This window comes from Thalassospira sp. MBR-102 (assembly GCF_040549275.1).
Lineage (GTDB): Bacteria > Pseudomonadota > Alphaproteobacteria > Rhodospirillales > Thalassospiraceae > Thalassospira > Thalassospira xiamenensis.
Genome location: NZ_JBEPTC010000007.1, coordinates 32,178 through 44,723 on the forward strand (window position 1 = coordinate 32,178; position 12,546 = coordinate 44,723).

Consider the following 12,546-nt stretch of genomic DNA (forward strand, 5'->3'; position numbering starts at 1 on the left):
CAGTCAAGCCTTTCAGATCGCGGCAGGTGTGCCCGGTCCACTACCGTTCCGCGTCCTTGTCTGGAAAGTCAAGGGGACGGTTGCGTAATGTCTGATCAATCAAACGACAACCCTGTGTATCTCATGCTTGGCCGGATCGAAGGTAAACTTGATGCCATGCACGGGAAGTCCCGTGAACAGGATGATCGGCTTAATAACCACTCGGAGCGCATCGGGCGCTTGGAGCGATGGAAGGTATGGCTTGTAGGGCTTGCAGCCGGAGTAGGCGCAGCCGCAAGCCAACTTCCCGAACTAATCAAAGGACACTAATGGGTAAACTTGATGAACTCCTAGAACAGCTTCATGAGGGACTTGCCCGAGACCTTCTGAAGCGCGTTACGTCAGGCGAAGCAACCGCATCTGACCTTAACGTTGTCCGCCAGTTCCTCAAAGACAACGGCATCGACAATGTTCCGAAGAAAGGTAGCCCGTTTGGTGAGCTGGTAAGTAGCATCCCGGACGATCTGCCGGACGAAATCCCCTACAACTAACACCCTCCAGAAGCCGCCCAGGAGTCGCTCTTAGCGTCTTCAGGTCCTCCAGCTATGTCTGCCTTCCGAAAACCCTGAGAGCTTCTCTTGGGGCTTCTGGCTGGCTTATGGAGACATCCCCTGCATGAGTGCAGAGAAAGCCGGGTGGTGGCGCAAAGAGTTTCCACCCGACCAATGGCGCATCTTCGAGGATTTCAGGTACTTCCTGCTTCTCGTATGGTTGCAGCTAAACCTTCCTCACCCCACACCAGTTCAATACGACATTGCCGACTTCCTGCAACATGGCCCACGGCGCTCAATCATTGAGGCTTTCCGTGGTGTCGGTAAATCATGGATCACCAGCGCCTATGTTATCTGGCTGCTTCTCCGTGATCCACAAATTAAGATTATGGTCGTATCCGCATCCAAAGAACGTGCGGACCAATTTTCGACCTTTACGTTGCGTCTCATTGCCGAGATGCCTCTCCTAAACCACCTGCTTCCCAAAAGTGACCAGCGGCAATCCAAGATCGCATTCGATGTTGGACCCTCGCAGGCTGACCACTCACCTTCGGTCAAATCCGTTGGTATCTTCGGACAGCTCACCGGCTCCCGTGCAAACGTGATCATCGCCGATGACGTGGAGGTCCCGAACAATTCCGAGACCCAAGGGATGCGGGACAAGCTTTCTGAGCGCGTGAAAGAGTTTGACGCAGTTCTGAAGCCGGGTGGCCGCATTATCTATCTTGGGACGCCGCAATGTGAGGACAGCCTTTACAACCAGCTCCCCGAGCGTGGGTATGAGGTCCGTATCTGGCCTGCGCGGTATCCGGCTGCAACAGCTTTAGGGACTGTCTACGGCTCCCGATTGGCTCCACGTCTCTTGGAGAAGCTTGAAGCTGACCCGAAGTTGGCTTTGAAGCCTACGGACCCCAAGCGGTTCTCGGCGGAAGACCTCATGGAGCGTGAAGCATCTTATGGTCGCTCCGGGTTTGCCCTTCAGTTCATGCTTGATACACGACTGTCTGACCAAGACCGTTACCCGCTGAAGCTTACCGAACTTATCGTCATGAGCCTCAACGACAAGGCTGTCCCTGAGAAGGTCATCTGGTCTGCTGATCCGCAGTATGTACTCAAGGACCTCAACTGTGTCGGCCTCAACGGTGATCGGTATTATCGACCGGCTGTGACAATGGGCGACTGGTTGCCCTATCAGGGCGCAATCATGTTCATCGACCCATCCGGGCGAGGCTCAGATGAAACTGGTTATGCCGTCGTCAAGATGCTCAACGGTTATCTCTATGTGACTGCCGCTGGCGGTCTCCGGGGAGGTTATGACGAAGAAACCATGATCGCGCTGGCGAACATTGCAAAGCGTGAGGCTGTAAATGTGATCGTCATTGAAAGTAACTTCGGTGACGGGATGTTCAATCAACTTCTCAAGCCATACCTCCAGCGCATCTACCCTTGCTCGATTGAAGAAGTCCGATCCAATAAGCAGAAAGAGCTGCGGATCATTGATACCCTAGAGCCTGTCATGAACCAGCACCGTCTGATCGTTGATCCCAAGGTGATTGAGCATGATATGGCATCGACCCGCGACTATCCGGCTGAGAAAGCCCTGAAGATGCAGCTTTTCTATCAAATGAGCCGCATCACGAAGGATCGCGGGGCGCTGGCCCATGATGACCGATTGGATGCTCTTGCGGGAGCGGTGGCCTATTGGGTCGAACAGATGGGCCTTGATGAAGATCAGGTCATCCAAGATCGACAAGAAGCAATTCTCGAAGCCGAACTTCAAGCTTTCACAGGGTCACCAGTGCTGACCATTGATCGCCTTGCCCTCGGCATGACGTTTGAACAAGCCTCTATGGTCTCCGATGGTGACGGTGGCTGGTTCGAAGAATATTGAACAAAGGAAACTAAATGACTGCCTATACCGTACCGGGAGCACAGACTATCGAGATTGGTGTGACCACCGATAGCGGCACCTCCTACAAAGCAACCCGCATGACTGTGACACGTGACGGCCATGGACGGATTGTCTTCAACGATGGTGTGAAGGATATCGTGAGCCATTCCTCGGATGAAGGAATTGCTAAGTTATTCAAGGAACTAGCGGCTATTGCTGCCAGCTAAAGTGATCGGGGAGGGGCCTATTAGGCTTCTCCCTTATCCTCTTGATTTACTTGGGGTTTCAATTAGGTTGCACCTAAGAGAAGACCCCAAGTAAAACACTTATAGTATAGCTTATAGTCTGCTTGAAATCGCTCCAAGCCTACTCAAGGTCAGCTACCCTTCCTATCCACCCTTGCCAGCATGACAGGATCGCCTTTCTCTATGGCGTACCTGCGCATAGCTCGCTTGAATATCTCCTTATGGGCCTCACGTTCCGGGCTAGTATCACCTTCGACCCTTCCCATACCATCAAGGTCCAACGGACCATTAAACGATGAAGGATCAGGTGCTACCCCGAGACGCTTGAGGTCCATAAGAAGCTGTTCTTCAGGCCCACCTTCAGTCCCGAGGAAGTCATCCAGAAGTCTCTTTAGGGTCTTCATGCTTACTTCTCAGAGATCGGTACGCAGCTATATTGAATGCCCTTGGCTGACATCTGCCTTAGAGCCTCTCCGGCTGCTACGCAGGTCTCCATGTTTGGTAGTTCCTTCGTTTCCACATCCATAGAAATTCCCCCGCCGACACCACCTGAGTGCAAGTACGCCAGGACCACCAAAAGAACCTTCATAGAGCCACCTTATGTTTGCTTGATGCTGTCTTGAAGTAAACTTCTTGTCGGCTTGCTGTCAACTTGAAGTGGGGCTGCGGGTGTTTTTGGGTCAAAAATCTGAATGGGTATACGCTATGGCCCGAACGGCGACTTCCCCCCTTGGGGGTGGCCCTCTTTTCATCCTCATATGACGCGGCCAAGGCGCAAAGGGACGGGGTGGGGGCTGTCTTTACACCTATGTTTGCACCACGCCACGGGAAACCATTGGTTACTCTCATAGTCCACTGGATTGTGTATCCATAGTTACACCTTATGACGGCTTGATGTGGGCTATGGGTGGCTTGATGCTGTCTTATAGTGTCGATCCCGATCTAATTTTTCTGTTATGTTATAACATAACAATTTCTTATCATCTGTTCATTTTGCCTTTAGACCAACCTCATACCACCTAAAGCCCTCTACAAGTCCGCCAGAAGCCCACACAATGCATCTAAGGATTACATCTCATAAGTGGGCCGTAAGAGGCTTGAAGTCGCTTGTGGTGAACTAAAACACCTACAAATACCCTGCTAAACTCTAGGATTTCTGCGAGAAATGTAAAAAAGTTGTATTTGGTGTAAAAAATCTATTGTGTATCGCCAAAGTGGGATGTATAAAGATTTCAACAACGACGGGAAACAACCCGACACCGGCACTAAGACCCAAGACCAACAAGAGGCCGCTAAGGCCCTGACACAAGCAACGCTCTTTAACATCGTGAATATGACGTTTCCAAATGATCTAGACAGCTAAGGCTGGTTATCCGGCCTTAGTCATGTGGATCAACCAAAGGAGACTTTGAGATGCTCTATTGCATTATCACAGGCGGGGAATACCCGGAACTTGATCAGGTGGTCGAAACCAAGACCCAAGCAGAACGCGAAAAGCGCGACCTGATCAAGCTAGGATGTGAAGTCAAGATTAAGGCCGTTGCCGACTGGGATGCAGCGAATGAACTAGAAGAGAAGCTAAGGAGTTATTGAGATGCAAGACGCTTTCACATTGCTAGGTCTTTGTTTGATTTTGTTTGCTGTTTTCATCTTACCGATAATCGCGATGGAACGCACCGAACGAAAGTTACGGAATGCTTCTATGAACGCACGGTCAGACAAACGTTAAACGAACCTATCCACCACCGCGATATTCCACACAAAAGCAACAATAAAGAAGTCGCAAACAGTCACCTGATGAGGGCCCTTGAGTAAGGCCGAAACGTGGCCCTGAGTATCTATAGGGGTTGCGTCGTGATAGCTCGCTGTCACCGCCCGGTAATTGTGCCGGGTGAACATCGGAGGGAAAGCCTATGCACTGGTTGCTGAGGCTCCTCGTAAGGGAACTGATCAGGCTCTTTGTTGAGTTGGTCCTTAACAGACCTGATCAGTAACCCGTAACGAGGCCAAAGGTTGGCTTCAAGCTAACCTTTGGTCCCTCCGAATATCTCATAACGAGGCTAGGAGATCAAGCTCATGGGTGAAGATGCGAAACAGCCTTTAACAGGACTGGACCGGATAATCCAAGATCAAGCCGCATATTACGGTTTGACAGTAGAACAACACGGTAAACTTCAAGGTGATCTAGCAGACGCTCAAGAGCTTATCGAAAAAGAGGGTGAAGGTCATGAGTGATCGCAGAATATTCGTGCAATGCCTTGCGAGTTACAACGCGGGATCAATTGTTGGTCGTTGGATCGACGTAGACGGGGAAACAGAAGACAGTCTCCATGATCAAGTGATTGATATCTTGCGGGGCTGTATAGAGCCGAACGTGACCGGGTTTAAAGCTGAATGTGCATGTGGTGAGACCTTCAAGGAAACCACAAGCCAGCCAGTCAAGCCGGGTGACCTCTTGGCCGAATGTCACCATTGCGAGGGACGCGAAGCGAAGGTTATTGAAGCTTGGCCGTCTGGCGAGGAATGGATGATTGCAGACACAGAAGGGTTTGACGGGAATATCAAGGAATATTCGCCCCTGTCTCTCGTGGTTGAACTCGCGGAAATTCTAGAAGATTTAGGCGAAGAAGCGGACGCATACCTTGCGTGGTGGAGTAACCAAGGCGGGGACATGCCAAGTCAATCTGACTTCGAAGACGCCCTTGTTGATAAGGCGGAAAGCTTCAAGGATTGGGCGGAAGAATTTGCGGATGAATACCTACTTGATAACGAGAACATCCCGCAAGAAGTGAAGCAATATTTCGACTATGAAGCTTATGCGCGGGACTTGGAGCACGTCTATACAGTCCTAGACCTCCCGGACGGTAACAAGGCCATTTTCCGCGATTAGTCCGCCTAAAGCATCCCACAAGTGGAACGTAAAGCGAAACCAAAAGCGCACCAAAAGCAACAATAAGCCCCGCGCTTTGGTCGGTCACGGGTGGTTCCGTGGCCCTGATGAAGCCAGCCAACAAAGGAGATTTGAGCATGTCTCATTACTTCACAGAGAGCATGACAACGGATGCACCGGAACGTGATCACGTCATTTGCTTTCAATCTGATCTTGTGACGTTGCAACAGGCTAGGCCGGAAGGTTTCGCCGTTCGTTACGGGAAAGAAGTGCATAGCGAACTGACCTATGCCGACGCTTGTTTTCGCTTGGGGCAGGCTCTTATGCATCAACTGGCGTGTGAGGGTCTTCTGGATAATGGCGACTTGGAGGATGCAGCATGAGCAAGGGTAAAGAATACGTCGTGTCATGGGTACAAGACACCTTGCCGGGTATCGGAGGCGGGGCGTCTCATTTTGAGCGATTTGAGGATTATAATGAGGCGTTACATCGTTATGAGGCTCTCAAGGGTCTCGATTACGTTGACTATGTATGCCTTTCCAAATCCCTAAAGGGATCAGGTCCAGATACAGCCTCGGTTCACTTTCGGTTAGACGGGGGTGAAGTATGAGCACCCCTGTAATCTTCCGTAAGTGGCGCAAAGAACCCCTCAAAGGGCAACTTGTCGCTATCTTCCCGACGCTTCCGGCTGATCGTCTTGGGTACGAACTCACGACCTACGAACGCATCGGGCAACATGGGGCCGCTGATCGGGTTGAGATTATCAGCCTCACGGTTCCAGTGGATATGACCAAAACGGTCGATCAGGCGCTTGTGTCCAAGTTGACTAAAGAACTTGAAGGTCAAGGATACATCGACTTGTCAGTGTGCAAGCGTATCACGGCAATGATGAACTATGAGCGAAGGGAAGCGGCTAGGAGGGTCTCAAAATGAAAACCTTCCATGCACACGTCACGTTTGACCTTGAGATCACCGCAATCAACCGGGAGCAAGCCGAAAGTCACCTTCAAGACGCCAAGAGCAACCTTGCGCGGTCTATGGGCCGCTTGAAGCTGGTCTCCCCGGTCGCCTTTACGATTTCAAATCTGGCTTATTCGATCAGGAGTATTGAGGAATGATTATAGAGCAGGCGTTCCCGTCGGGCGCGTGGGTGATAAGCGAAGAAATTAACGGTAGCTTGGAGACACGCCGTTACTTCGACTTCTCAAAAGAAGAAGCTATCGAACTTTTCGAAGAAGAATTGGGGGTAGCTGATGACCAATGACAACCGCGAGAAACTCCAAGCTGATCCTTTTGTCACGGCCTATGTGACCGCGATGTTTTGGGCGGATATCGAACAGACTGAGGAATTTGAAGACAAGGATTTATGCCTTGAAGACCTCGCCCCGGAAACCGTGGACCGCATCTTGACCGATTGTGCCCGGTTCCAACTTGAGGCCAAAGAGCCGCTTGAATTGGCCCATGATGAACATGGTTACGACCTCCAGAACCAAGCCGGTCATGACTTCTGGTTAACCCGTCGCGGTCTTGGTGGTGTCTTTTGGGAGCGCAGATGGGGGGATTGCGGCGACACCCTAAGAGAACTGGTCGGCCATTGTACCGATTTCCCCGATCAAACCCCGTATTTGGGCGATGACGGCCTGATTTATTTGGCCTGATGTATTCCACAAGTGCAACGCAAAGAAGCCTTTATGACGGCCACGGGATGACCTGCCGTGGTCGCGATGAATGCTTTGCTTTAACGAAAGGAGATCAACCAAATGTCCGAACCTAAATTCTATGGACTTACGCCCCGGATGTTCACCCAAGAGGTTTCAAAGGTGGTCGCTCGGGTCTCTAAATACATGGCGAGGGAAGACCGGAAGAATAAACTTCGCATCCTCTACCCCGCATACCTTCGGGAAATTTGTGATTTGCAGGCCGCTTTATTTGTCCGCGACCGCTGTAAACAGGCGGTAACTGAAGGCATAGAGCCGCTGGACGAAGAAAACAAAATCCGCGTAGCGAACCACCTTTCACATGGAGCCGCAAAAATTCTCATTGAGATTTGGCACATGGACAACCGCCGTCGCTTTGACCCGGACAAATTTGCAGACCTTGAAGATATGATCCTCAAATCAAAACGCGCTTTTGCGGCGAAGAAGTTAGGGAAATCCTGAAAATGACCCGTTCAAACCACACGATTTATTACACCGATCCGGGCGTTAAGCGGGCTTTGATCCGTCAAGATGCACCTGGCTTTTCTTGTCTCGTGGAAGCGGCGCAGAACCTTTGGGAAGCTTACATTGATGGCTACCTTGGAGAGCGCGAAACGCGACCTGATAACTATAAGGATTTCGATCAGTATCACCGGGATTTCGGCACGGTTGATCTGCGCAACGAACTCCGTAATGAAAACATCTTGGCCGCTGTGTGCCTAGGGATCGAAATCGCCCGGACGGATGATAAGTTCACCGGCTGTTATGATTGGGAGTTCTGCCCGTGGTTCCTTGAAAACTGCATTCAGGTGGGTACTCAATCGGTGACGCTTAAACATGACTGGCTGGATCGCTGTGAGGCGCTCAAGGATCAGGAGAAAGCGGCATGAGTAAAAGCGGGCGTTACATCCTCAAATCAGATGCACCAATGGTCGATGTCACCCATGTTGAACCAATCCCTAATATTTTAGGAGCGACACATCCTGTTGATCACGTCGCTTTCTTTAGTAGGGCAGTCCAAACCATCGTCTCTCGTTTGACCTCCTTTACGCTTAACATTGATATCAACCCTCCGAAAATGAGGATCATCATCGTCGCTAAAAACACCATTGAGATCATGACTGAACCTTACACTTACGAGGGTCTGTATATCGTTCGTAAACCGGACGATAGCCTTGAGGTTATGTCTTTTGAACGTTTCCATGACAGGTACGTCAAGGCAGGTGCGGCATGAATGAGGAGCTGGAAAAAGGAAAGGCGAGCGCAGTTAGCTTTGAGCGTGACACAAGCGTAGTTAGCTTTGACCCTGAGATGCCTGAAGTATGGGAGTATCTCGCGGACGCTGTAGCTTTGCTAATTTGCATGGCGTTGTTCTTTGCCCTGATCTACGGATCAGCGATCTTTGGTGCCCTATACCATACCTGATATCGACCATCGGTTATGCTTATATACTGAAGAATATGAGAAGGTAGCGTTAAAGCTACCCAAAGTAGCCTTTAGGTGGGCTTAGACTCGCCTAAGATGGCGTAAAACAATCCAAGGTGTAACGGAAGAACTCCCGTATTAATAAAAAGAATAACCTCGCGGTAGAACGAGCAAAAACACCACTCCCTACGTGTAGTTGTTAACGACACATTAACTGCATATGAAGGTCCGCATAAAGAAACCTGAAAAACGGGTAGCGAGCACTTCTTATGTTTTTGTGCATGAATAACGCGAGTTTTGAATGAAGTATCACTATCTTGAAATCCCACGTCTCGGTTCCATCTATGCAGAACGATCCGTACATGCTAAATGGTTGAAATACGACCATGAATTGCACCCCGGCGAGGTTGAAATACTTTGGGGGCGGTGGCGGTTCATTCTGACTTCTTGGTGCCGACTAAAAGAAGAAAGGGAAGTAAATCATGAACCAGACTTTGGAGAACTTTTTGAATGCCTTGGAGGAGATGCGGAAGCTATCCACCGAGATACCTGCTGTCCGCATCTCGATCCTTGTAATGATCGCTACGAGCAAGGAGCCGGTGACCTATGCAGACATCGAAAAGAAGCTCAAGCTATCTAAATCCTCAGCTTCCCGGCATATCCAAGCTTTGAGCGACACGGATAGGCACGGAAAGCCGGGTTTGGGTTTCATCAAAACTGCAAGTGATCCGAACGATTGGCGACGTAACATAGTGGTCCTGTCACGCACTGGTGAAGCTATGGTTCGCCGCTTCCTGATTATCCTGAACGACACTGGAGGGAAAATTAAATGACCAAGCAAAAGCTTCCAAAAGGTATTACCCAAAGGGGTGAGACGTACCGTTGGTCACTCATGGTGAACGGTCAGAGGCTTTCTGGTACAGCGGCAACGATAGCCGATGCTGAAGTGGACCGTGCCGCAGCCAAGCGGAGACTTCTGACAGGCTCAGAAGACGGGCTTAGTGTGGCTTCAAGCATCCCACAAGTGGCAAGCACATGGACCTATGTAGAAACGATGGAACAGTGCTATGAGCATCCATCACCCGACGGGTGGGGAGGTGCTAAATCCCGCGATCACCTGCTAATGCAGGCAAGGGACGTGGGGAAGCACTTCGGGATGTCCACACGGATAGGGGCAATCGACAAAGCTGCTATCAATGGCTACGTGCGCTCGCTTATCGCGCTTCGCAAATCAAATGCGACGATCAACAGGAAGCTCTCGACACTCTCGAAATTACTGAAGTTTGCTTTCAAACAAGGGGGGTTAACTGTGGTCCCCGATTTCCCGACAAGGTTTGAGGAAAATAACATCCGTGAGCGTGAGTTGAGTTACGAGGAGGAGCGTCAGCTTCTTCATGTCCTACGTAACGTGCTCGGGCGAGAAGATCATGCTCAGGCTATCGAATGTATGATAGACCTCGGGGTGCGTAACTCCGAGTTGTGGGCGATACGCTATTCAGATGTTAATTTCGCAGACAGAGCTGTGACCATCAAAGGGAAGGGCGGTAAGGGTACAAAGAACGGCACCATCCGAACCTTGTTGATGTCCAAGCGTGTCCTAGCGATCTTTGAGCAGCGGTGCGCCAGTCTGAGCGCAAATGATCGTGTCTTCCCTCATGATAACGCATGGTTAAGGTGGACATGGGATAGGGCAAAGGAGTTGATGGGCCTCTCAGGGGATGATGAATTTATCCCTTACGTTTGCCGTCATACATGCGCCAGTCGTATTGCCCGAAAAGAGAGCAACCTGTTTAAGCTGCAATACTGGATGGGCCATAAGACCCTAGAGATGACCCGCCGTTACTCCCACATGATGCCTACCGACATGGAAAGCATTCGATCCATCGTGGACAACGAAGGAGACGCTGCTGAAATGAACATGGGCCTGCATGTGCGGACACAGGCTAACATAGAGGCGAACAAGTAAGCCTGTCTCAAGGCATTGACCACGTAAAACAGAAAGGCTATACACCCGCGTCTACCGGGGCAATTAGGGTAGTAATATCCAGCGTTGTCCAGTGGATGTGCCCGAGGAGTAAATAAGGTGAAATTCGGGTGCAAAATGGTGTTAATGGTGCAAAAGCGGAAGTGGCGGAATTGGTAGACGCAGCAGGTTTAGGTCCTGCCGCCGCAAGGCGTGGGGGTTCGAGTCCCTTCTTCCGTACCATCTTTAGAAGTGGATTTAGGTTCCAGTGGAGCAATCCGTGGGGGTTCGAGTCCCTTCGCCCGTACCATAAGCTGACCATAAATTAAGACCAGGATGCATATTCGTTTAGTCATATTGACTTTCTGAGGTCCGGACTGCGTCGCGTAACGGACATTATTCGAACCAAGCAAAAGAGTTATCTATGCAGGTTACTGAAACCAAAAACGAAGGCCTGGCGCGCGAGTTCAAAGTCGTTGTGCCCGCCGCTCAGATCGAAGAAAAAGTCGTCGCCAAACTCGACGAGATCAAAGACCAGGTTCGCCTGCCGGGCTTCCGTCCGGGCAAGATTCCGGCGAAACTGCTGCGCCAGCGCTATGGCCAGGCTGTCATGGGCGAAGTTCTCGAAGCCGCTGTAAACGAAAACACCGGCAAGGTTCTTAACGACAATGACCTGCGTCCAGCCGTTCAGCCGAAAATCGAAGTGACCTCGTTTGACGAAGGCAAGGACCTTGAGTTCGCCATTGCTGTCGAAGTCATTCCGGCCATCGAACCGATGGACTTCAAAAAGCTGAAGCTGACCCGCGAAGTCGTTGAACTTGACGATGTGAAGGTCAACGAAACGCTTGACCGTATTGCAGCAGCGCAGGGCACCACCGAGCCGCTCGCACGCAAGCGCAAGTCGAAAGCCGGTGACGTTGTCGTCATCGATTTCCTTGGCAAAATCGGCGGCGAAGCTTTTGAAGGCGGTAAAGCCGAAGATTACGAACTTGAACTTGGTTCGGGTTCGTTCATCGAAGGTTTCGAAGACCAGCTGACCGGCGTTAATGCCGGTGACGAAGTTGTCGTCAAAGTGAAATTCCCGGAAGCCTATGGTGCGGCTGAACTTGCAGGCAAAGATGCCGAGTTCGACGTAACTGTCAAGGAAATCAAGGAAAAGAAACCGGCTGCTCTTGACGATGAACTCGCCAAGAAACTCGGTCAGGAAAGCTTTGACGCCCTCAAAGACGCAATCCGCAAGGATTTCGGTCGCGAGTACGAATCGGTTGCCCGTCAGAAACTGAAACGCCAGCTGCTTGATGCATTGGCCGAAAACCACAGCTTCGAACTGCCGACCAGTCTGGTCGAGAACGAGCTGGAAGGCATCATTGCCCAGATCAAACAGGCACGTGAGGCGGGTCAGGAAGATGACGAGACCAAAGGCAAGTCCGAAGAAGAACTGACCGACGAGTTCCGCGAAATCGCAGAACGCCGTGTTCTTCTTGGTCTGCTTCTGGCAGAAGTCGGCCGTAAAAACGAAATCCAGGTTACCCAGGAAGACGTGAACAAGGTCCTTGTTGCCGAGGCCCAGAAATATCCGGGTCAGGAACAGCAGGTTATTGAATTCTACAAAAATAACCCCCAGGCCTTGCAGGCGCTTCAGGGCCCTGTATATGAAGACAAGGTCGTGGATTACATCGTCGAACTCGCCAAGGTAGAAGACAAGACCGTTTCGGTCGAAGATCTTCTGAAACCGGAAGAGGAAGACGAAGCTCCGAAGAAGAAATCGGCTGCCAAGAAGGCATCGGCTAAAAAAGATGCAGACAAAGAGGCTCCGGCCAAGAAATCTGCTGACAAGAAGCCGGCTGCCAAGAAAAAAGCCGATAAATCGGAAGAGAAGTAATCCGTCCGACATACCGGTTTAGG

At 50.8% G+C, this 12,546-nt stretch carries 19 protein-coding genes, 1 tRNA gene and 1 other RNA gene; 20 read left to right on the forward strand and 1 reads right to left on the reverse strand.

Annotated features, from left to right (window positions below; genetic code table 11):
• Window positions 1-87 precede the first annotated feature (87 nt).
• The 4 genes from ABIE64_RS13060 (at window position 88) to ABIE64_RS13075 (ending at window position 2,648) form a co-directional block, all read left to right on the forward strand.
• Entirely contained in the window at window positions 88-309 is a 222-nt protein-coding gene (locus tag ABIE64_RS13060) for a hypothetical protein (protein ID WP_354377659.1), read from the forward strand.
• On the forward strand, window positions 309-530 hold the full coding sequence (locus ABIE64_RS13065) for a DNA packaging protein (protein WP_354377660.1): 222 nt from the start codon (window positions 309-311) through the stop codon (window positions 528-530). The genes ABIE64_RS13060 and ABIE64_RS13065 overlap by 1 nt, the downstream gene beginning before the upstream one ends.
• Before the next feature lie 124 nt (window positions 531-654).
• Complete coding sequence (terL, locus tag ABIE64_RS13070; RefSeq protein WP_354377661.1) at window positions 655-2,421, forward strand: phage terminase large subunit; 1,767 nt, start codon at window positions 655-657, stop codon at window positions 2,419-2,421.
• 14 nt (window positions 2,422-2,435) lie between these two features.
• The gene (locus tag ABIE64_RS13075) at window positions 2,436-2,648 is read left to right on the forward strand and encodes a hypothetical protein (RefSeq protein WP_354377662.1); all 213 of its coding nucleotides are present in this window, start codon (window positions 2,436-2,438) and stop codon (window positions 2,646-2,648) included.
• A 149-nt stretch (window positions 2,649-2,797) separates the two neighbouring features.
• On the opposite strand, the gene ABIE64_RS13080 is transcribed toward ABIE64_RS13075, so the two are convergent.
• Window positions 2,798-3,070 carry a hypothetical protein gene (locus ABIE64_RS13080; protein ID WP_354377663.1) on the reverse strand — a complete coding sequence of 91 codons (273 nt, stop codon included), beginning with the start codon at window positions 3,068-3,070 and terminating at the stop codon, window positions 2,798-2,800.
• Between the two features lie 1,009 nt (window positions 3,071-4,079).
• Between ABIE64_RS13080 and ABIE64_RS13085 the strand changes: the two genes are divergently transcribed.
• From ABIE64_RS13085 to tig, 16 genes are all read left to right on the forward strand, one after another.
• Window positions 4,080-4,259 (forward strand): hypothetical protein, encoded by a 180-nt coding sequence (locus ABIE64_RS13085; RefSeq protein WP_354377664.1) that lies wholly within the window; start codon window positions 4,080-4,082, stop codon window positions 4,257-4,259.
• 483 nt (window positions 4,260-4,742) lie between these two features.
• Entirely contained in the window at window positions 4,743-4,901 is a 159-nt protein-coding gene (locus ABIE64_RS13090; protein ID WP_354377665.1) for a hypothetical protein, read from the forward strand.
• The gene (locus ABIE64_RS13095; protein ID WP_354377666.1) at window positions 4,894-5,556 is read left to right on the forward strand and encodes an antirestriction protein ArdA; all 663 of its coding nucleotides are present in this window, start codon (window positions 4,894-4,896) and stop codon (window positions 5,554-5,556) included. The genes ABIE64_RS13090 and ABIE64_RS13095 overlap by 8 nt, the downstream gene beginning before the upstream one ends.
• A 31-nt stretch (window positions 5,557-5,587) precedes the next feature.
• Window positions 5,588-5,679: hammerhead ribozyme type II (locus ABIE64_RS13100), an RNA gene on the forward strand.
• Window positions 5,680-5,693: 14 nt separating this feature from the next.
• Complete coding sequence (locus ABIE64_RS13105) at window positions 5,694-5,939, forward strand: hypothetical protein (RefSeq protein WP_354377667.1); 246 nt, start codon at window positions 5,694-5,696, stop codon at window positions 5,937-5,939.
• A gap of 223 nt (window positions 5,940-6,162) precedes the next feature.
• Entirely contained in the window at window positions 6,163-6,489 is a 327-nt protein-coding gene (locus ABIE64_RS13110; RefSeq protein ID WP_354377668.1) for a hypothetical protein, read from the forward strand.
• Window positions 6,486-6,674, forward strand: a complete 189-nt coding sequence (locus ABIE64_RS13115; protein ID WP_354377669.1) for a hypothetical protein — start codon at window positions 6,486-6,488, stop codon at window positions 6,672-6,674. The genes ABIE64_RS13110 and ABIE64_RS13115 overlap by 4 nt, the downstream gene beginning before the upstream one ends.
• On the forward strand, window positions 6,671-6,820 hold the full coding sequence (locus tag ABIE64_RS13120; protein WP_354377670.1) for a hypothetical protein: 150 nt from the start codon (window positions 6,671-6,673) through the stop codon (window positions 6,818-6,820). The genes ABIE64_RS13115 and ABIE64_RS13120 overlap by 4 nt, the downstream gene beginning before the upstream one ends.
• Window positions 6,810-7,214, forward strand: coding sequence for a hypothetical protein (locus ABIE64_RS13125; protein ID WP_354377671.1), 405 nt, complete (start codon window positions 6,810-6,812; stop codon window positions 7,212-7,214). Before ABIE64_RS13120 ends, ABIE64_RS13125 begins: the two co-directional genes overlap by 11 nt.
• 102 nt (window positions 7,215-7,316) lie before the next feature.
• On the forward strand, window positions 7,317-7,715 hold the full coding sequence (locus tag ABIE64_RS13130; protein ID WP_354377672.1) for a hypothetical protein: 399 nt from the start codon (window positions 7,317-7,319) through the stop codon (window positions 7,713-7,715).
• A gap of 2 nt (window positions 7,716-7,717) precedes the next feature.
• Entirely contained in the window at window positions 7,718-8,143 is a 426-nt protein-coding gene (locus tag ABIE64_RS13135; RefSeq protein ID WP_354377673.1) for a hypothetical protein, read from the forward strand.
• Window positions 8,140-8,487 (forward strand): hypothetical protein, encoded by a 348-nt coding sequence (locus ABIE64_RS13140; RefSeq protein WP_354377674.1) that lies wholly within the window; start codon window positions 8,140-8,142, stop codon window positions 8,485-8,487. Before ABIE64_RS13135 ends, ABIE64_RS13140 begins: the two co-directional genes overlap by 4 nt.
• 673 nt (window positions 8,488-9,160) lie before the next feature.
• Window positions 9,161-9,511: a winged helix DNA-binding protein gene (locus ABIE64_RS13145; RefSeq protein WP_354377675.1), complete on the forward strand. Its 351-nt coding sequence runs from the start codon at window positions 9,161-9,163 to the stop codon at window positions 9,509-9,511.
• Window positions 9,508-10,644, forward strand: coding sequence for a tyrosine-type recombinase/integrase (locus tag ABIE64_RS13150; protein WP_354377676.1), 1,137 nt, complete (start codon window positions 9,508-9,510; stop codon window positions 10,642-10,644). Before ABIE64_RS13145 ends, ABIE64_RS13150 begins: the two co-directional genes overlap by 4 nt.
• 155 nt (window positions 10,645-10,799) lie before the next feature.
• Window positions 10,800-10,884, forward strand: a tRNA-Leu gene (locus tag ABIE64_RS13155).
• A gap of 181 nt (window positions 10,885-11,065) precedes the next feature.
• Window positions 11,066-12,523 carry a trigger factor gene (gene tig / locus ABIE64_RS13160; protein WP_354377677.1) on the forward strand — a complete coding sequence of 486 codons (1,458 nt, stop codon included), beginning with the start codon at window positions 11,066-11,068 and terminating at the stop codon, window positions 12,521-12,523.
• Window positions 12,524-12,546: the final 23 nt, after the last annotated feature.